Source organism: Vibrio thalassae (assembly GCF_900089835.1).
GTDB lineage: Bacteria > Pseudomonadota > Gammaproteobacteria > Enterobacterales > Vibrionaceae > Vibrio > Vibrio thalassae.
Genome location: NZ_OANU01000053.1, coordinates 1 through 18,585, shown reverse-complemented (window position 1 = coordinate 18,585; position 18,585 = coordinate 1). Strand labels below are relative to the sequence as shown.

Here is an 18,585-nt window from a genome sequence, read left to right as displayed (position 1 = left end):
CAATTTAATTTGAACTCTAATTGTTAATTATGTCTCTAAAAGGTGGCTCGAACAGCTCGTGCTACCTAACATTATGTGAAATTCGGCTTACGATTTGGTAATATAGGCGGTTTGCATAGTATATATCATTCTAGGCCATGTTTTTTGCTAACGTTTAGCATCTATGGTGCTGAACTGAAATGCTTTGAGTTAAAAGGATTGAGTCGTAGAGAGGATTAATGACAAAGGGTATTGATAAGTACAGTATTGATAGTACTGACTACACCATTGGACAAGATAATGTCCAAAAGTGGGGGTTTGATGTTCATAACCCCGTGTTCGGAATTAGTGCAGGATTTATTGCACTATTCTTGGTATTAACCGTTGTGGTTGACGCTGACACCGCGAAGTCCGCTTTGGATGGTATTAAGTGGTCAATCATCAATAAGTTTGACTGGCTATTTATGTGGTCAGGCAATATTTTTGTAGTGTTCTGTTTAGCGCTGGTGGTTTCCCCTTTCGGTAAAATCCGTCTTGGCGGTACCGATGCGGTGGCTGATTATTCCTTTATATCGTGGCTCGCAATGCTGTTCGCTGCGGGCATGGGTATTGGTCTTATGTTCTGGAGCGTGGCAGAACCTGTTGCTTACTTCACCGGATGGTTTGAAACCCCGCTAGGTGTAGAAGCCAATACTGCGAGAGCAAAAGAACTTGCAATGGGGGCGACCATGTTCCACTGGGGTTTACACCCTTGGGCTATTTATGGTGTGGTTGCACTGTCTCTTGCTTTCTTTGCTTACAACAAAGGTTTGCCTTTGTCGATGCGCTCGATTTTCTATCCTATTTTAGGAGACAGAGCGTGGGGTTGGGCTGGTCACATTGTTGATATTTTAGCTGTGCTGGCAACCCTATTTGGTTTAGCAACATCACTCGGTTTGGGTGCTCAACAAGCGGCAAGCGGTATTCATCATGTCTTCGGTGTTGAATCGGGCATGACACTGCAAATTGTTGTGATTGCCGTGGTCACCTTACTGGCCGTTGTTTCGGTGCTGCGTGGTATTGATGGCGGCGTTAAGGTTATTAGTAACATCAACATGATCATTGCATTCTTGCTGTTGATCCTTGTGGCTATCATTGGTTATGCGGTTACTTTTGCCGCTATTCCAGAGACGCTAATGGCGTATATCAAAAACATTATTCCATTGAGTAATCCACATGGTCGTGAAGATGAAGCATGGATGCACGGCTGGACGGTATTCTACTGGGCGTGGTGGATTTCTTGGTCCCCATTTGTCGGTATGTTTATTGCTCGTGTGTCTAAGGGCCGTACGGTTCGTCAGTTCATTACTGCGGTCTTGATTGTTCCAACTGCAGTGACGGTAGTGTGGATGTCTGTGTTTGGTGGCATGGCCATTGATCAGGTGGTAAATCAAGTTGGTTCGCTAGGTACAAATGGGCTAGGTGATATGCCATTAGCCATGTTTGAAATGTTTGATGAATTGCCGATGGGCACCATGCTCTCTATCGTTGCTGTGGTATTGGTTTTGGTTTTCTTTATTACATCGTCGGACTCTGGCTCGTTAGTTATCGATAGTATTACAGCGGGCGGTAAAGTCGATGCACCCGTTATCCAGCGCGTATTTTGGGCGTTTATGGAAGGTGCTATTGCGGTTGCTTTGCTTTGGATTGGTGGTAATGAGGCCATTGCCGCGTTACAGGCCGGAGCGATTTCGTCAGCATTGCCGTTTACGGTGATATTACTGATGATGTGCGTCAGTTTGTTACTAGGGATGAGAACAGAAAAATACTAGTAGCGATGAGAACAAATCGGAAAAGAGCGGCGAATTAGCCGCTCTTTTTTTGTTTATGCCTAGGCAAGTAACCTACGACGCGCGCTTGGATGGAGTTATTCAAATCGAGCCCTAAAGAAATTACTTAATCAGCCGATTATAGTGTGATTGATTAATTCCCCAGCATAATGCAAATGAAACCAGAATTTGCAACGTTGGCGATGGTCAATGGAATGTCACTAGAAAGTGCTTGTAAGTCAATATATTGGCGCTCTATTTTGCTGATAAATATGTATATTATTCGCACGCCATTTAGTAGTTAACAATAAAAATAACGAACGCAATCCGTTAAAGACAGAATAATAAACTATGAACTTATCATTAAGACAAAAGCTTATTGCCGCGACATTAAGTGCAGTGGTGCTAATGGCGGCCGCGTTGACCATTCTTGCTGCTCATCAATTATCTTCACAAACCAATGCAGCGATCAGTGCCAGAGCAAATAACATCTCATTTGCAGCGGTAGAAGGGATTAATAACTGGGTGGATATTCGAAAAAATATCGCCTCTGCATTTAACGGCTTTACTGGGCAACAAGACAAGGTGCCTTATTTGCAACAAGCCCGAATAGCGGGTGGTTTTGATGACATTTTCTTTGGAACACCAAAAGGTGAGATGCACCGCTCTCACCCAGAACGCAACCGCGCAGACTATGATCCGCGCACGCGTGTTTGGTATCAGGATGCACAAGCCGCAAACAAACAAATCATCACAGAAGCTTATCGAGATGCGATTACTAATGCGTTATTGGTGACGATTGCAGAGCCAGTCAAGCAACATGGCGAGCTGTTAGGCGTTGTTGGTGCGGACGTTCTTATTGACCAATTAGTGAAGGATGTGATCAGCTTAAACGTTGGTCATAATGCCACAGCGATGCTGATTGATATGACCAATGGTACGTTCTTAGCGCATCCTAATTCTGGGCTACTTCTAAAGCCAGTCTCAGCATTCAGTCCGAGTCTGAATCTTCAAACGATTCAACAAAAAGCCATGGGCAGCTCAATGCTAGAATTAGCGGTAAACGGTACCGATAAGTTGATGTTTTTCTCGAATGTGCCAGGTACCAATTGGGTCTTTGCTATTGAGCTTGATAAGGCGACGGAATTAGCAGGACATAAAACCGCGTTAACACAGCTAGTAATAACGTCTCTAGTTATCGTTTTACTAGTCGGCATAGTGGCATCTTGGCTAATTAGCTTTTTAGTCAATGACCTTACACGAGTGTCTAAAGCGCTAAAAGAGATTGCTTCAGGTGAGGGAGACCTTACTCAACGACTAGAACCTCGTAGCAAAGATGAGGTTGGGCAATTGGCACGTAATTTCAACACCTTTGTTAGTTACATGCATGAAACTGTTATGCATTTAAAAGACGTCTCTTTGGCACTCTCTGAGCAAGCGAAAGATACTGCGACTCATGCTCGTGTCCGCAGCCAGCGAATCCAGACTCAGCAAGACGAAATAAACATGGTGGCAACGGCCATTAATGAGATGGCTGCAGCGACTCAGGAAATTGCCAGTAACGCTGATATGACAGCGTCCAATTCGTCGGAGGCGGTTGGTGCAAGCAATCATGGTGCTGGACAAGTGTCGCAGACTCAAGGCTCTATACAAAACCTTGCTGCAGAGGTTGAAGTGGCGACTAGCGTAATTCAAGAGCTTGAAACTCACGGTAACAGTATCAATGCGATTCTTTCGACTATCCAAGACATCGCTGAGCAGACCAATTTACTTGCGCTCAATGCAGCCATTGAAGCAGCTCGTGCGGGTGAACAAGGTCGCGGTTTTGCGGTGGTTGCTGATGAAGTTCGTGTACTTAGTCAACGTACCCATGCTTCAACCCAAGAGATACAAAGCACGATAGAGACGCTACAAGCCACAACAGCAAAAGCGGTTGGTATTATGAACGACAGCAGAAAACTGGCGGATACCAGTGTTGACGATGCTAATTGTGCTGCTGCAAGCCTAACGCAAATTCACGCAGCAGTAGAGCAAATTAGCGACATGGCGGCACAGATTGCAACGGCGGCAGAAGAGCAAGCATCGGTGACCTCTGAAATCACGCGCAATACGCAAGGTATTCGTGATGTATCGGACGAGCTGGCAGATGAGGCTGAAGAGGCGGCACAACAAGCCGTGGAACTGTCTAATCTCTCTCAAAAACTTGAACAAGAGATTGGTCGATTTAAGATCTAGGCTCTATATTTCAGCTCTGGCGAGCAACGCCAGAGCTGAAACCTTATAACCAAAGCTCTTTAATGGTATGTTTACCTTCGAAATGATACGCAAGCTGCGCTTGCAATAGCTCGGCGGTGGCAATTGCGTCCGTCAAAGCATGATGGGGTGGATAGTCCGGCAAGCCATAACGGCGACGGCTTTGACCAAGGCGGACTGATTCAGCTCGTTTCCCTTTGAGTTTATTAATAAGGCCTCCGGTAAGGCGAGCTTGATAATCCGATTCAATTTGCATCGTGTCGACCACAGGAAATTCGATGCCCTCACCAATCATTCGTTTGAGGGCACTGTTTAGAAACCCTCTCTCTATTGGCCGATAGTGGACGACGATAACCTTCCCAGCTAAAGCACTCAACACATCACTGAGCACTTCATCGAGTGTCGGGGCGTCGAGGATATCATTGTGCGTGATGCCATGAATCACGACAGACTCTTCTTCCAGTTTTGCTTTGGGCCTAATCGTCCAGTGCGCCGCTTGGTTTAATCGAATTCGAGCCGAGTTAAATGGCACTAAGCCAATGGATAAGATCCCATCTTTATCCGGATTTAACCCCGTCGTTTCAAAGTCCAGCGCCACAAACTCAATCTGTTTCAATGGTGTCGTTGCACTGGGTAACCCCGCTGAATAAAAGTCGCGAAGCCGTTGATCGGTTACTCTCTGTGCCAAAGTCGCAAACTTGTTTTCCCATTGAATGGATGGAACTTGAAGCAGTTTCTTAATCATTTGAACCTACTTTAATGCGTTGTTAGCTTGGTAACGAAATTTAAGGAAATTTTGACTATTGCTTAATATCTGGAAGGCGTCTTTTAAGTTACGACGTTCAAAATCAGATAGGTTTTCTGGTTCAATATTGTTATCTGGTTCAATACCTTGTTCGACGTCTATCGCTTGGTGGCGGATACGCACCATGGATATAAACTCAAGAGCATCTTTGAGATCGCGCGCTCGTCCTTTGGGCAGAATTCCCGCTTCGTGGATATCGTCCAACCGCTCAAAAGAGTTAGTGGAGCGAGAGCCAACGGCCAGTGCATGGACTCGAATCAAATCGACCAGAGGAGCAGTACCGCGCCGCTTTAAGTTTATCGAGTTATTGTGTTGACCATCTTTTTCCATCACGAAGTCTTTAAAGAAGCCAAGCGGTGGTTTTCTATTTAGTGCATTACGTGCTAAACAGGCTAGGAATCGGTTATTACGACGTGCTCTTCTGACGATGAAGCTATTAAGTTGCTCAGCCCACTTCAGTTTGCCATAGACACCATCAAGGTCGAAGAAAATGGAGGCATTAAGCAGCGCCTTAGGATTCGGGTCATCAATCCAATCTGAAAAACACGCTTCCCATTCTTTGCGTGTCATTCGCCATTCTGGATTGGTAGCCATAATGTCACCGGTACAGTAGGTGTAGCCGCAATCAGCTAAAGCATCGCAAATGAATTTCGCAAAGTTTTCGAAGTATTGGCCATGTTTCTTTTCGTCATAGCTGTCATCAAGAATGATGGCGTTATCTTGATCCGTTACCACAAGCTGTTCATCTCGTCCCATAGAGCCAAGTGCTAAGAAGCAGTAGGGGATAGGAGCGCTGCCCAGTTCTTCTTCGGCAAGTTCGATAATACGTTGCTTAAAACTTCTGCCAATGACGGACATCGCAGTGCCAACCATGTGAGCGTTGGCATCTTCGTTAACAAGACGCACAAAGCTGTCACCGACTTGTTCTGAGAGCGACTTAAGGTCTTCTACCGATTGCTGTTGGAAAATACTGCTGACCAAGAGTAGTGAGTTTTGAGACTCGTAGCGCACGATATCTGTGGTTTCAATGATGCCAATGGGTTTCTTGTTTTTTAGTACCGGAAGGTGATGCACGTTATAACGAAGCATGGTTAGCATCGCTTCGTAAACATAAGCATTGTGATCGAGAGAAATGACATCAGTAGACATGACGCTTCCCACTTCATCTTGTGGGTCGAGGTTTTCTGCCAGAACACGAGTACATAAATCTCTATCGGTAATAATGCCCAATACTGGCGACGTGTCGTCTTCATCGTTCTCAACAACTTCGGGGTCAATAATAAGAAGAGAGGAGACCTGTTCGTCAGCCATCAACCTCGCAGCACTTTGAATGGTGTTTGAACGTTCAATCGTCGGGGCATCTCGAGTAAGTAAGGTTCTCACCTTGGAAGTAGTCAGGTCATTTTCGCTAGTGTTGTTTGAAACAGCTTGGCGTAAACGAACGGTATCTTCCACTTCAACAAAGTCTGCGAATGAATCGAAACCGTCGTAGAGCTCTTGGAAAATCTTAGCCGATAAGCAGTAAACGAGCGTGTCCTCGACAGCTTTGGCGGGAAAACGGACTTTGTTGTTGGTTAACAGCCCCATTTGACCAAAGAGATCACCTTCATCTAAGCGGTTGTAGAGTTCACCCTTACGACGATAGATTTCCACCACGCCGCTACGAACCATGTAAAGATCGTGAATGTCGTCACCAAAATGAATGATGGGGGTGTCTTGTCGGTAATAGGCGATTTCCATATGTTGAGAGACATACAGTACTGTCTCTTCCGGAAGCTCGTCAAAAGGGGGATGAGAGGCTAGGAAGTTTTGAATTTCCAAGATTTCTGCGTCCATGTGAGGCCTTTGCTGTCTATCAATGTTTTAATACTACACGCAGATACAAAAAAGGTCAGCCGAAGCTGACCTATTATTTCGAATTGTTTAACGCTAACGCGTTGATTCTACTCAGTAGAGTTTAAAGAACCGCTGCGATACCTTTACACAGTGGGCCCATATTTGTTTTTGTCATACCAGCAACACTGATGCGACCAGAGCCAACGATATAGATACCAAACTCGTCTTTTAGACGGTTTACTTGCTCTTTAATTAGACCTGAGAACGAGAACATGCCATTTTGGCGCTCAATAAAGCTAAAGTCCGCGTCTACGCCTTCGGCCTTAAGTGTCTGTACAAACAATTCACGCATCTCTTGAATACGGTCGCGCATCTCTGCAACTTCTTGTTCCCATTCTGCACGCAGTGCTTGGTCATTTAGGATGTAAGTGACGACTGATGAACCGTGTGCTGGCGGGTTAGAGTAAATAGAGCGAATGATACTTTTCACTTGTGAGAATGCAGTAGTTGCAACTTCTTCGGTTGTCGCAACCAGAGTGAAGGCCCCAACACGCTCGTTATACAAGCCAAAGTTCTTAGAGAATGAACTCGCAACTAGAATTTCGTTGTTGTATTTAGCAAAGGTGCGCAGACCTTGTGCGTCTTCTTCTACGCCTTTAGCAAAACCTTGGTAAGCAAAGTCAAACAGAGGAATAAGTCCTTTGTCTGCAACAAGTTTTGCCAGTTGCTCCCACTCATCGGCAGTAGGGTCGATACCTGTTGGGTTGTGGCAACAGCCGTGAAGTAGCACGATATCACCAGACGTTGCCTGCTCTAGGTCAGCAACCATACCGGCAAAGTCTTTGTCTTTTGTCTCTGCATCGTAATAACGATATTGAGCTGTCTCAATGCCTGCTGCACTGAAGACACCGTTGTGGTTTGCCCAAGTTGGGTTACTGATCCAGATTCTTACATCACCAAGTTGACGTTTAATAAATTCGCCAGCAACGCGTAGCGCACCTGTACCACCTGGTGCTTGTGCTGTTTTTGCACGTTTTTCGGTTACGATTTCTGAATCAGCACCGAAAAGCAGTTTTTGAACAGCTAGACCATACTCCGCAGTCCCTTCAATTGTTAGATAAGATTTGGTTTTCTCAGTCTCCAGCAGGGCCGCTTCTGCTTTCTTAACAGTCGCTAGAACGGGAGTTTCACCTTGTTCATTTTTATAGATACCAACACCTAGGTTAATTTTCTCTGTACGAGGGTCTTTTTTAAACTCTTCTGTCAGACCAAGGATTGGATCGGCGGGTGCTGCAACAACTTTTTCAAACATATTCTTCATCCATGTTAATTGAAGGGGCTATCAAAACGTTTGTTAATAAACGACAACAGCCTATTTATACCTTTCAAGGCTATAGGAGACAACTACATTAAAGAAGAAAACCGAAAATTATTTTGATTTGAAACAGAAAAGGGCACTCATTCATTGTTTGTGTATGTAAAGTTCGAGAAATAGTGGTTGTGTTGCTGGGTAAAGTTATAACTAACGTGCTCTTTATATAGGTTTTAAAGAGCACGCTTTCGCGCTCGAAATGATTAGTCGTCGTGACCTTTCGATTCATGTTCAGATTTAGTGGCTTGTGTTTCAATGTCAGAGTTGTGCGCTAATTTGTCTTTAAGCCATTCATTGAGATGTTTGACGATGGCACTCACTGCGTGCTCTTTTGTTGCAGTTTCTTTGTCATTGACTTCTAACGCTTGTTTTGGATGCAATCCAATTTCATCTTCCGCAACATGTAGCCAATCTGGATGCCAATAGTAAGGCTGACCACTTGATGCTTGCCATTTATGAACGCCGTCTGATTCACCGTAGTATTCAATGTCTTTTGCTGTAAATTTTCCCATCATTAGACCTCGTTCTATATAAAGTTAACACTCTAAATGTAGTGCTAAAATAGTGATTTACCAACCGAATATTTACTTCGAATTTGCAACTTAAGCATTCAAATATTGACGGTTGAATTTGCATGATAAATTTAAAAAAAGACCACCTAGTGGTGGTCTTAACATGGATTCTAATTGTGCGTTACGAGCTTAGAAGTTCGCGCTACGTGGTGCACGTGGGAATGGAATCACGTCACGGATGTTTGCCATACCAGTAACATAAGATACCAAACGCTCAAAACCAAGACCGAAGCCTGCGTGAGGAACCGTGCCGTAGCGACGAAGATCGCGGTACCAGCTCATGTGCTCTGGGTCGATACCCATCTCAATCATGCGTTTGTCTAGCAGTTCTAGACGCTCTTCACGTTGAGAACCACCGATGATTTCACCGATGCCAGGTGCTAGTACATCCATCGCAGCTACCGTCTTACCGTCATCGTTCAGACGCATGTAGAACGCTTTGATGTCTTTCGGGTAGTTCTTAACAACCACAGGAGCGTTGAAGTGCTCTTCCGCTAGGTAGCGCTCGTGTTCAGAAGACATATCGATACCCCACTCAACAGGGAATTCGAACTCTTTACCTGAATCAAGCAAGATTTGAATTGCGTCTGTGTAGTCTACTTGTGCAAAGTCAGACTCTACAAACTTCTCTAGGCGAGTAATTGCTTCTTTGTTGATGCGTTGAGCAAAGAACTCAAGATCGTCACGACGCTCTTCCAATACCGCTTTGAACACGTACTTCAACATGTCTTCAGCCAGTTTCGCCGCATCATCAAGGTCTGCAAACGCCACTTCAGGCTCAACCATCCAGAATTCTGCTAGGTGACGGCTGGTGTTTGAGTTTTCCGCACGGAAAGTAGGACCGAATGTGTACACTTTGCTTAGTGCACATGCATATGCTTCAGCGTTAAGCTGGCCAGAAACGGTTAGGAAGGTTTCTTTACCGAAGAAATCTTCGTTGAAGTCAACGTCACCTTGTTCGGTCAACGGAAGGTTAGCCATATCTAGTGTAGATACGCGGAACATTTCACCAGCACCTTCTGCGTCAGAAGCCGTGATCAGTGGCGCAGACATCCAGAAGTAACCTTGCTCGTGATAAAAACGGTGAATAGCTTGCGATAGGCAGTTACGTACACGTGCTACAGCACCAATCACGTTGGTACGTGGACGTAGGTGAGCCACTTCACGTAGATACTCGATTGAGTGACGAGTTTTCGCCATTGGGTAAGTATCAGCATCTTCAACCCAACCAACAACCTTAACGTCTGTAGCTGCAAGCTCGAAGTCTTGACCTTTTGCTGGAGACTCTACGATAGTACCTGTTACTTCAACAGAACAGCCTGTTGTTAACTTGAGTACTTCATTCTCGTAATTATTAAGATTATTAGGGACCACGGCCTGAATCGGGTCGAAACAAGAGCCGTCGTAGATGGCAAGGAAAGAGATTCCAGCTTTGGAATCACGACGTGAACGGATCCAGCCGCGTACAGTGACTTCACTGTCAACAGCTAGCTTACCGCTTAGTACGTCAGTTACAGGCGCGTAAGTCATGTTATTAATCTTCTCCATGGAGGTAACAATACAACCCAATGATTGTTGGCCAACATTTAACCAATTCATTGGGTTGTTACTAAATTTCTTTTCAAAGAGACATATTACCTGTCAATTTTCACGGTTCAACCTTTATTGTGGTTATTCAGCATAAATTGATTCAGTAATGTATCGAGTTGATGGGAAAGTTGCTGCAAATCCATACTAATTTGATGCGTTTGCGTGGCTGAGTCCGAAGCTTCGTTGGCATGCACACTAATTGTGATGACTTTTTGATCAATGCTTTCACTGGTGTCTCGATTGGCTTGTATTTGTTCTTGGACTTGATTGGCTATATCGGTAGTCACTTCAATTTGAGACACGACAGTTTGCATTTTGTCGGCTAGCGCCTGAACTTCATCTGCCCTTTGATGTGCGGTATTGGAGACGCTTTGAACCGCTTGAACAGAGAAACTACTGCCTTGCTGAAATTGGGCAATAATGGTTTCAATATCGTTAGTGGCTTGTGTCGTTCGACTCGCGAGGGAACGCACTTCATCTGCGACAACGGCAAATCCTCTTCCTTGCTCACCTGCTCGTGCGGCTTCAATCGCCGCATTGAGAGCCAGTAGGTTTGTTTGGTCTGCGATGCCTTTTATGGTCGATAAAATGGCAGACACTTGTTCCGTTTGTTGGTTAAGCTCTGAGATATGAGTGGAGACTTGTGTGATGTCTTGAACCAAAGATTCAATATCACTGCTAGCCGATTGTGCTACTAGGCTGCTGGCTTTGGTCAAGTCACAAGTTTCTTGCATCAATAATGACGCGCGCTCTGTTGCATCGCTGACGGTCGCTTGCTGCTGTTTCAGCATTTGCATGTTCGACTCCACGGCGGCAGTTTCGGCGAGCTGCCTTTTCGCGATGGACTCGTTAGACTCGGCGATGTCCGTCAACTTATCAGCATTCGCACTGACGGTTTGTGCAGTGTTTTGAACTTTGATCAGACTGTCAGAGACAGTGTCCAAGAAAGCATTAATGTCTTTGGTTAAATCGCCAACTTCATCGTTTTGCTTTTGAGGCAGTCGGATAGCGAGGTCTTTACTTCCACTCACTCGTGTCATGAACTTTGATGTGGTTTGCACTGGGGCAACGATAAATCGACGGGCGATGAAGATTGTCGCAAGGTACCCAAGAAAAGCGATGGCAGCCATAATAGCAACAGCAATAGCGGTACGCTGGTTAATCAGCCCATTCACTTGAGTGAGGTTATACTCGATACGAATTGCACCCAAGACTTCACCTTCTTCGGTCATATGACAGGCGATGCAGTTCGTACCTCGATAATTGGTACTTGCCTCCATGGGAAGCGCAACAACCAAACCGTTTCCCCATTCTGCTTTGAAAGGTTCAATGACGGTTTCGCCACTAAGTGCCCGCTTATCGATGTTATCAAGGGGGACCTGGTTTGCTAGTCCCTTTCCATAAATCCTAGACACGGCATCGCCTCTAAGAACCCGAACGTTTTCAATATTCTCTTGAGCGAGAGCTTTGTTTCTCAATGTTTCCTTTTGAGCCATGGTTCCAGTGAGCATCATCATATTTAAACTATCGAAATAGTTACTTGCTTTATCATGAAGTTGTTCACTAAGGACTGAGTAGATGAGATTTCTTTGCTGATTATATTGGTAGGTTGTCGAGATGATGACCACTGTTGCAAATACCAATATAAGTGCGATTAATAGTTTATTCGTTATAGTTAGACGCATGGTTTTAATTGTTAATAATATGGGCTGACAGAGTGAATGTTAAGTTAATCATTAGTGGGGCGAAAAGGTATTTATTAGTAAAACCTCGAAAAGCTCATGGTTTTTGTTGTAATCATTCTAAGAATTGAGAAATACGACCAATAAGTTTGCACTAGATATTCGTCTGTTTTGTCCTAATGTATTGCTGAAATGGAAGCCGTCGATGAATGGGAGTTTAGGTTGTTGGTTTGATTATTGGTTAATCAAATCTTAATCAGCTTCTGACTATTTGTTGACAGTCACCCCACGGCGCAGGAGTAAAACAACATGAAATGTATCTAGTTGTAAATGAATTATGACCGAACAAAATCACCAAAACGCAAGCTCTAGAGACCAATCAAAAGCAAACAGCCACCGTGTTCGAATAGGCTTGATTAGTATTCTGATTGTGTTGTCTTGCTACTATTTGTGGGTTCTATATTTGGCTGCGACGCCTAATGTAACGATTGGCTATCAAACCTACTATATCGATAAAAATACGCTATTTTGGGGCAAGGATAATAATAACTTATTACTGCCTGAGTCAGGCATTATTGAACCGGGCGACCAATCGCCATTTATTAGCCGCGAAGGATGGAATTACGATTTACATACTGAACAAGACAGAAAAAAGAATGAAGGTAGGCAACTGTTTCATTCTGGTGGTGTGTATTTTAATTTCAATCCGCTTCCTTCTAAAACGATTCACCTAAAAATAGATCTTGCTAAAAGTATTACCGAGCCTGTTTATGCGTCGTTAGATGGCGAACATAAAACTCGACTCCAGCCAATAGGGCTACGTACCCTAGCGACCACCATACCCGCAACCAGCATCGATACGGCGCTTCCGATTCAATACATGCAATTTGAAACGCCCGCAAGTTTAACTATCACCAAAATAACCATTAAGGACGGGTCTAATGAAGAGCTGTAATGATTTTAGTTTGTCCATATTAGTACCTGTGTTTAATGAGGAGGAGTCAATTGGGCCTTTTATCGCTGCACTTGATAACGCACTGAGTAGTCTCCGTCACCAATTAGATATTGTTTTTGTCAACGATGGCAGCTCGGACAATACTCGGAAGGTCATTGAAGGCTTGATTACCAACGACCCTCGCGTGACTTTAGTCAATTTGGCGAGAAACTTTGGTAAAGAAGCGGCGATGACAGCGGGTTTGGATCACGTTAAAGGTGATGCTTGTGTGATTATGGATGTCGATCTTCAGGATCCTCCAGAGTTAATTTTGGAGTTTGTAAAAGAATGGCGAACAGGGGAGTGGGACACCATCTACGGAGTGCGTGAAGACAGAAGTAAAGATACTTGGATGAAGCGTGTTTCGGCTGGTGGATTTTACCGTGTGTTTAACTGGCTCGCCTCGGAGACTACCCTACCAGAAAATGCCGGTGACTTTCGTCTTATCGATAGAGTAGTTATTGATGCCATGCGCCAGCTTCCCGAGCGAAACCGTTTTATGAAAGGTCTACTGGCATGGGGAGCATTTCGATCTAAAGGTATTACATTTACTCGCCCTGAAAGACATGCCGGAGAAACTAAGTTCAATTATTGGAAGCTATGGAATTTCGCCGTCGATGGGTTATTAAGCTTTACAGCTTGGCCGCTGCGTATTTGGGGGTTTGTGGGATGTGTGACTTCGTTGCTCGCGTTTCTCTTTATGCTTAAGATTGTTATCGGGGCTTCGTTCTTTGATATTCAAACACCAGGTTACGCGTCAACTATCAGCGTGGTTCTATTCCTTGGCGGAATTCAATTGATTTCACTGGGCATTATTGGTGGCTACATCAGCCGAATGTATCGTGAAATGAAAGGCAGACCTATTTACCTCGTTGAGGGTGTATACGGTCAATATGACAAGCAGAACCTTGTTGAAGGATATTCCGTAGCGAATGCAAAGCACGTTGAAAAAGTGAGTCCAGTTCATGCATAACTCAACTTCTTCAATTGCCTTGACCAAAGAGCAATGGATCACACTTTTGCTAGCGGTATTGACCAGCCGTATTGTTTTTGCCGCTTTTGGTCTAATTGGAACCTATTCATTTAACCCTGAGGCGGTAAAAGATGTCGATGTATGGCCTCAAATGTGCCGGTTTGACTGCGTATGGTTTAGACGAATAGCGGAAGAGGGATATGCGCTTGTTCCGAGTTATATGCGACAAAGTAATGGTGCTAACTGGGCGTTTATGCCGATGTCGCCTTTTCTTGCTAAAACGGTGAATTATGTTTTTAACAACATCAATTTTTCCTTGGTTTTAGTGTCCAATCTAACCCTAATTGCTGGGACAGCGGCACTTGTGATGGCGCTAAAACAGATGAAACTTAGCGACAATGTCCAAGATACCGCAATTTGGTTAATGTGTTTCTCTCCGTATACCGTCTATTCATTGGCTGGCTACTCTGAACCACTATACATCGCATTGGTTGCTGGGCTTTTTATCGCCTGTTATCGTCAAAATTGGCTGTTGGTGGCCCTGTTTGGCATGCTTGCCGCGATCACCAGAAACCTCGGGGTAATGTTGGTTTTCTCTGTACTCATTATCGGCATACAGCACTACGGTCTCAGTAGCTTCTATCGATTTAAAAATCGAGGTCTAGCAGTTATTGCCGCAATATGGTTTATACCATTGGGCTTTTTTACCTATATGGCCTATCTGTATTTCCATATGGGCGATGCGCTTGCATTTGGGCATATTCAAATTGCCTGGGGAAGAACGTTCAGCAATCCATTCGTCTGGTTGGAATATGGCTTTGAGAGAGGAGGGCCGAAGCTTTACCTCAGTCTTGTGTCTCTATTAGGATTCGCTCTCAACGGTTATTTAGTTTACAAAAAACGCTACGCTGAAGCGGTATTTATGTTGATTAATCTGGTGATCCCATTGTCGTCAGGGGTCAATGCTATGCCACGTTATATCTTTGGTTTGTATCCAACTTATTTAGCGATCATATTGCTTCTTGAGGCTTACCCGAGAGCAAAAATGCCAGTTCTGTTGTGTGGAGCGGCGATGTCGACATTTGTATCGATAGGTTTTTTCTCATCGTCGTTCTTTACGGTATAGCTTGAGATAGCGCTCGGTTTTCAGTAGGATTGCGTGTCATTTTTTACCAGAGATATCCTATGAAAACTGAGTTGTATAAAGAGTTCATGTTTGAAGCTGCACACCATCTTCCACATGTACCAGAGGGCCACAAATGCGGCCGTTTGCATGGACACTCTTTTTTAGTGCGTCTCTATGTTGAAGGTGAAGTAGATCCGCATACCGGTTGGGTGGTTGATTTTGCTGAAATCAAGGCAGCATTCAAACCTATTTACGATCGTTTAGACCACTACTATTTGAACGATATTGAAGGGCTAGAAAACCCGACGAGTGAAGTGCTGGCTAAATGGATTTGGGGTCAACTTAAACCCAATTTACCGCTACTAAGCAAAGTAGAAATCAAAGAAACGTGTACAGCGGGCTGCATCTATAAAGGTGAATAACTGCTTGCCATTGACGCTACTGAGAGCACAAAAAAACCGAAGCTGAAGCTTCGGTTTTTTTATTGTGGTGAATGATTACTTAGCAAACCACTTTAATAGCCAAACCACCTTGTGAGGTTTCACGATATTTGGCGTTCATGTCTTTGCCAGTTTCAAGCATCGTTTCAATCACTTTATCCAACGAAACGCGAGGTGCTGAAGCGCGACGCAAAGCCATTCGAGTAGCGTTGATCGCTTTAACAGCCGCAATGCCGTTACGTTCGATACACGGAACTTGAACTTGGCCTGCTACAGGGTCACATGTTAGACCTAGGTTATGTTCCATCGCGATTTCTGCAGCCATACATACTTGCTCTGGGCTACCACCCATTAGTTCAGCAAGGCCAGCTGCAGCCATAGAACAAGCAACGCCAACTTCACCTTGGCAACCTACTTCTGCGCCAGAAATAGAAGCGTTTTGCTTATAAAGCCCGCCAACGGCACCGGATGCTGCGAAATAACGGATATAGTCTTTTTCGGTGACAGTTTGGATGAATTTGTCGTAGTACGCTAGAACCGCAGGAATGATACCGCAAGCACCGTTAGTTGGTGCTGTAACCACACGGCCTCCAGCTGCGTTTTCTTCGTTCACAGCGAAAGCGAACATGTTTACCCAGTCAACCACTGACATTGGGTCAGTTGTGGTTTTTTCCGAAGTAATTAATTGTTGGCGCAATGCTGCAGCACGACGTGGAACACGCAATGGACCCGGTAGAATACCCTCTGTATTCATGCCGCGCTCCATACATTCACGCATGGTTTTCCAGATGTTAGCAAAGTAAGTACGAGTTTCTTCGTCTGAGTGTACGGCGTGTTCATTTGCCATAACTAACGTGCTAATAGACAGACCATGTTCTTTACAAAGCTCTACGAGTTCTTCTGCAGAGTTAAACTCATAGGGAGCTTTGAGTGCAGAGACTTCTTCTTTTCCGAAGTGCTCTTCATCAACGATAAAGCCACCACCAATAGAGTAGTAGGTTTTTGAATACGCTTTCTCATCATCGATCCAAGCATGGATTTGCATGCCGTTTTCGTGAAGTTCAAGGTTCGTTGAATGGAAGTTCATGCCGCCGTCACGAGGGAACGAAACGGTGTGACAGTGCATACCAACTGGAAGACGTTCTGTTTCTTCGACACGGGCAATAAAACTTGGGATTGAGTCGATATCCACTTTTTCTGGTGAATTACCAGCTAAACCCATAATGATAGCAATATCTGTGTGGTGACCTTTCCCTGTCAGTGATAGTGAACCATAAACATCTACAGTAATTTTGGTGATGTCTCTAAGCTTACCCATTGAACGTAGATCATCGATGAACTCTTTACCAGCTTTCATCGGGCCTACAGTGTGAGAGCTTGAAGGACCAACACCAATTTTGTAGATATCAAAAACACTGATCATACTGATTTACCTCTAGAAAAGCCCCCAAAGTACATGGAGGCTCATATTATCGTTATTGTTTAATCGAGATGTTCAACTGACAAAGTCAATTAAAAAGCGCCGTAGATTACAGAAGTAATCGCTGCAATACCACAAATTGCTGTAAAGATTTGTACAGGCGTTGACGTTTTGAGCTTCGCCATCGCAGGTACTTTCTTCATCGCGTATACAGGCATTAGGAACAGGATTGCCGCAATCATTGGCGCACCCATTGTTTCAATCATACCCAAGATACTTGGGTTAATAATAGAAACAATCCAAGTTGTGATAACGATAAATAGTAGAGATGCTTTCTCAATCTTAGCTACCGGTACTTTAGAGCGAGATTTACCGAGGCCTACAAGACCTTCGTGTGCGCCTAGGAAGTGACCAAAGTAGCTTGATGTGATTGCAGCAAACGCAATAACTGGACCAAGGATAGAAATCAGTGGTGACTCGTGTACGTTTGCTAGGTAAGAAAGAACAGAGATGTTTTGCTCTTGTGCGATCGCTAGTTGTTCTGGAGATAGAGAAAGAACAACAGAGAATACGAAGAACATAACAAAACCCATAAGCATCATCGCTGCACCGCCAGTGATCATATCAGTTTTCTTAACTGCATCTTCACCATAAACACGGCGCTGCTCTTTAGAGAACTGGCTGATGATTGGGCTGTGGTTGAATGAGAATACGATGATTGGAATAGCTAGCCAAACAACAGCAGGCATTGAACCCCAGTCAGGGCTTACGCTCATCATTGAAGTATTCCAATCAGGAATTAGGTATACAGAAAGAGCAAGCAAGATGAAGACTAGTGGGTAAACCATTGCTGACGTCGCTTTTAGCATTAGCTCTTTACCAAATACTACGCCGCAAGTCATCGCAGCAATTAGACTGCCTGAGAGCAACCAGCGTGGAATAGATTCCATACCCATTTGGTTTACTAGGAATGAATCCACTGTGTTTGTGATACCTACACCGTAGATTAGAACGATTGGATAGATCGCGAAGAAATATGCAAAAGTGATGAGGTTCGCACCAGTTTTACCAAAGTGTTCTTCCACTGTGTCGGTAATATCCGCTTCTGGGTTCTTAGCAGAAAGAACGAAGCGCGCTAAACTTTTGTGAGCAAACCAAGTCATTGGTGCTGCAATTAGGGCAAGGATAACTAATGGCCAAAAACCGCCAGCACCTGCTTTAATCGGAAGGAAAAGTACACCGGCGCCAACCGCTGTACCGAATAGGGAAAGAGCCCAAGTGAAATCCTGATAGGTCCACTTAGACCGAGAACGGCTAGATGCCGCAGTAGTTGTGGTAGTCATAGTTTTTTACTCATTTTGGGAACAGGAAATAAGTCGGGGGCATTTTGCATGCTTTTCTCACGTGAAAATTAGATCTAGGTCATGATTTGTAGCGGGATATTGATACTAATGATGGATTCGTTATTTGGGTCACGTTTTTTACGTGCCAGAGATTAGGCTGGCTATTGCAAGGTATTAATAAAACGGCTCTTCTCCGCTTAGATGAGCTTGACAGAAGGGTATAATATTGAACTTACCTCAGGTACTGAAAGCTGTTTAATCTTCAGTTTGAAGTATTCGGTATCTCTTATCCCGCGAGCTCTTCTACGCAACAATCCTATTGATACATTGCCAGCCTCGATTATAGAGCTGGTTAGTCGGTCATACTTTGCAAAGTTACAGATGCCTTCTTT

Annotated in this window: 14 protein-coding genes and 2 pseudogenes; 7 read left to right on the top strand and 9 right to left on the bottom strand. The window is 44.3% G+C overall.

The window, feature by feature from the left end; genetic code table 11:
• The first annotated feature begins 218 nt into the window (after positions 1–218).
• The 3 genes and pseudogenes from VTH8203_RS14485 to VTH8203_RS25520 all read left to right on the top strand — a co-directional run.
• Positions 219–1,790, top strand: coding sequence for a BCCT family transporter (locus VTH8203_RS14485; RefSeq protein ID WP_096994310.1), 1,572 nt, complete (start codon positions 219–221; stop codon positions 1,788–1,790).
• 348 nt (positions 1,791–2,138) lie between these two features.
• Positions 2,139–2,867: pseudogene (locus VTH8203_RS25525) on the top strand (PDC sensor domain-containing protein); the annotation flags it as partial.
• Positions 2,853–4,022: pseudogene (locus VTH8203_RS25520) on the top strand (methyl-accepting chemotaxis protein); the annotation flags it as partial. The pseudogenes VTH8203_RS25525 and VTH8203_RS25520, both read left to right, overlap by 15 nt.
• A 43-nt stretch (positions 4,023–4,065) precedes the next feature.
• On the opposite strand, the gene VTH8203_RS14475 reads toward VTH8203_RS25520, so the two are convergent.
• From VTH8203_RS14475 to VTH8203_RS14450, 6 genes are all read right to left on the bottom strand, one after another.
• Entirely contained in the window at positions 4,066–4,782 is a 717-nt protein-coding gene (locus VTH8203_RS14475) for a 3'-5' exonuclease (RefSeq protein ID WP_096994393.1), read from the bottom strand.
• Between the two features lie 9 nt (positions 4,783–4,791).
• Positions 4,792–6,681 (bottom strand): putative nucleotidyltransferase substrate binding domain-containing protein, encoded by a 1,890-nt coding sequence (locus VTH8203_RS14470; protein WP_096994308.1) that lies wholly within the window; start codon positions 6,679–6,681, stop codon positions 4,792–4,794.
• Positions 6,682–6,802: 121 nt separating this feature from the next.
• A complete protein-coding gene (locus VTH8203_RS14465; RefSeq protein WP_096994307.1) occupies positions 6,803–7,993 on the bottom strand; it encodes an amino acid aminotransferase in 1,191 nt (396 codons plus the stop codon).
• 263 nt (positions 7,994–8,256) lie between these two features.
• On the bottom strand, positions 8,257–8,565 hold the full coding sequence (locus tag VTH8203_RS14460) for a hypothetical protein (protein ID WP_096994392.1): 309 nt from the start codon (positions 8,563–8,565) through the stop codon (positions 8,257–8,259).
• Between the two features lie 189 nt (positions 8,566–8,754).
• A complete protein-coding gene (gene asnS, locus VTH8203_RS14455) occupies positions 8,755–10,155 on the bottom strand; it encodes an asparagine--tRNA ligase (protein WP_096994391.1) in 1,401 nt (466 codons plus the stop codon).
• Positions 10,156–10,280: 125 nt separating this feature from the next.
• Positions 10,281–11,900, bottom strand: coding sequence for a methyl-accepting chemotaxis protein (locus tag VTH8203_RS14450; RefSeq protein ID WP_096994306.1), 1,620 nt, complete (start codon positions 11,898–11,900; stop codon positions 10,281–10,283).
• Positions 11,901–12,234: 334 nt separating this feature from the next.
• Here VTH8203_RS14450 and VTH8203_RS14445 point away from each other — a divergent pair, with 334 nt between their 5' ends.
• From VTH8203_RS14445 to queD, 4 genes are read left to right on the top strand one after another with little or no spacing between them, the layout of a single operon-like run.
• Positions 12,235–12,852, top strand: coding sequence for a hypothetical protein (locus tag VTH8203_RS14445; RefSeq protein WP_096994305.1), 618 nt, complete (start codon positions 12,235–12,237; stop codon positions 12,850–12,852).
• Positions 12,839–13,864 (top strand): glycosyltransferase family 2 protein, encoded by a 1,026-nt coding sequence (locus tag VTH8203_RS14440; protein WP_096994304.1) that lies wholly within the window; start codon positions 12,839–12,841, stop codon positions 13,862–13,864. Before VTH8203_RS14445 ends, VTH8203_RS14440 begins: the two co-directional genes overlap by 14 nt.
• A complete protein-coding gene (locus VTH8203_RS14435; RefSeq protein WP_096994303.1) occupies positions 13,857–14,990 on the top strand; it encodes a hypothetical protein in 1,134 nt (377 codons plus the stop codon). The genes VTH8203_RS14440 and VTH8203_RS14435 overlap by 8 nt, the downstream gene beginning before the upstream one ends.
• A 59-nt stretch (positions 14,991–15,049) precedes the next feature.
• Positions 15,050–15,412, top strand: a complete 363-nt coding sequence (queD, locus tag VTH8203_RS14430; protein ID WP_006073712.1) for a 6-carboxytetrahydropterin synthase QueD — start codon at positions 15,050–15,052, stop codon at positions 15,410–15,412.
• 79 nt (positions 15,413–15,491) lie between these two features.
• On the opposite strand, the gene VTH8203_RS14425 is transcribed toward queD, so the two are convergent.
• From VTH8203_RS14425 to VTH8203_RS14415, 3 genes are all read right to left on the bottom strand, one after another.
• Positions 15,492–16,853 carry an L-serine ammonia-lyase gene (locus VTH8203_RS14425; protein ID WP_096994302.1) on the bottom strand — a complete coding sequence of 454 codons (1,362 nt, stop codon included), beginning with the start codon at positions 16,851–16,853 and terminating at the stop codon, positions 15,492–15,494.
• Between the two features lie 89 nt (positions 16,854–16,942).
• Positions 16,943–18,193: an aromatic amino acid transport family protein gene (locus VTH8203_RS14420; protein WP_096994301.1), complete on the bottom strand. Its 1,251-nt coding sequence runs from the start codon at positions 18,191–18,193 to the stop codon at positions 16,943–16,945.
• A 197-nt stretch (positions 18,194–18,390) separates the two neighbouring features.
• Positions 18,391–18,585 (bottom strand): transposase (locus VTH8203_RS14415; RefSeq protein WP_167385790.1); only part of this gene is annotated, 195 nt, incomplete at its 5' end.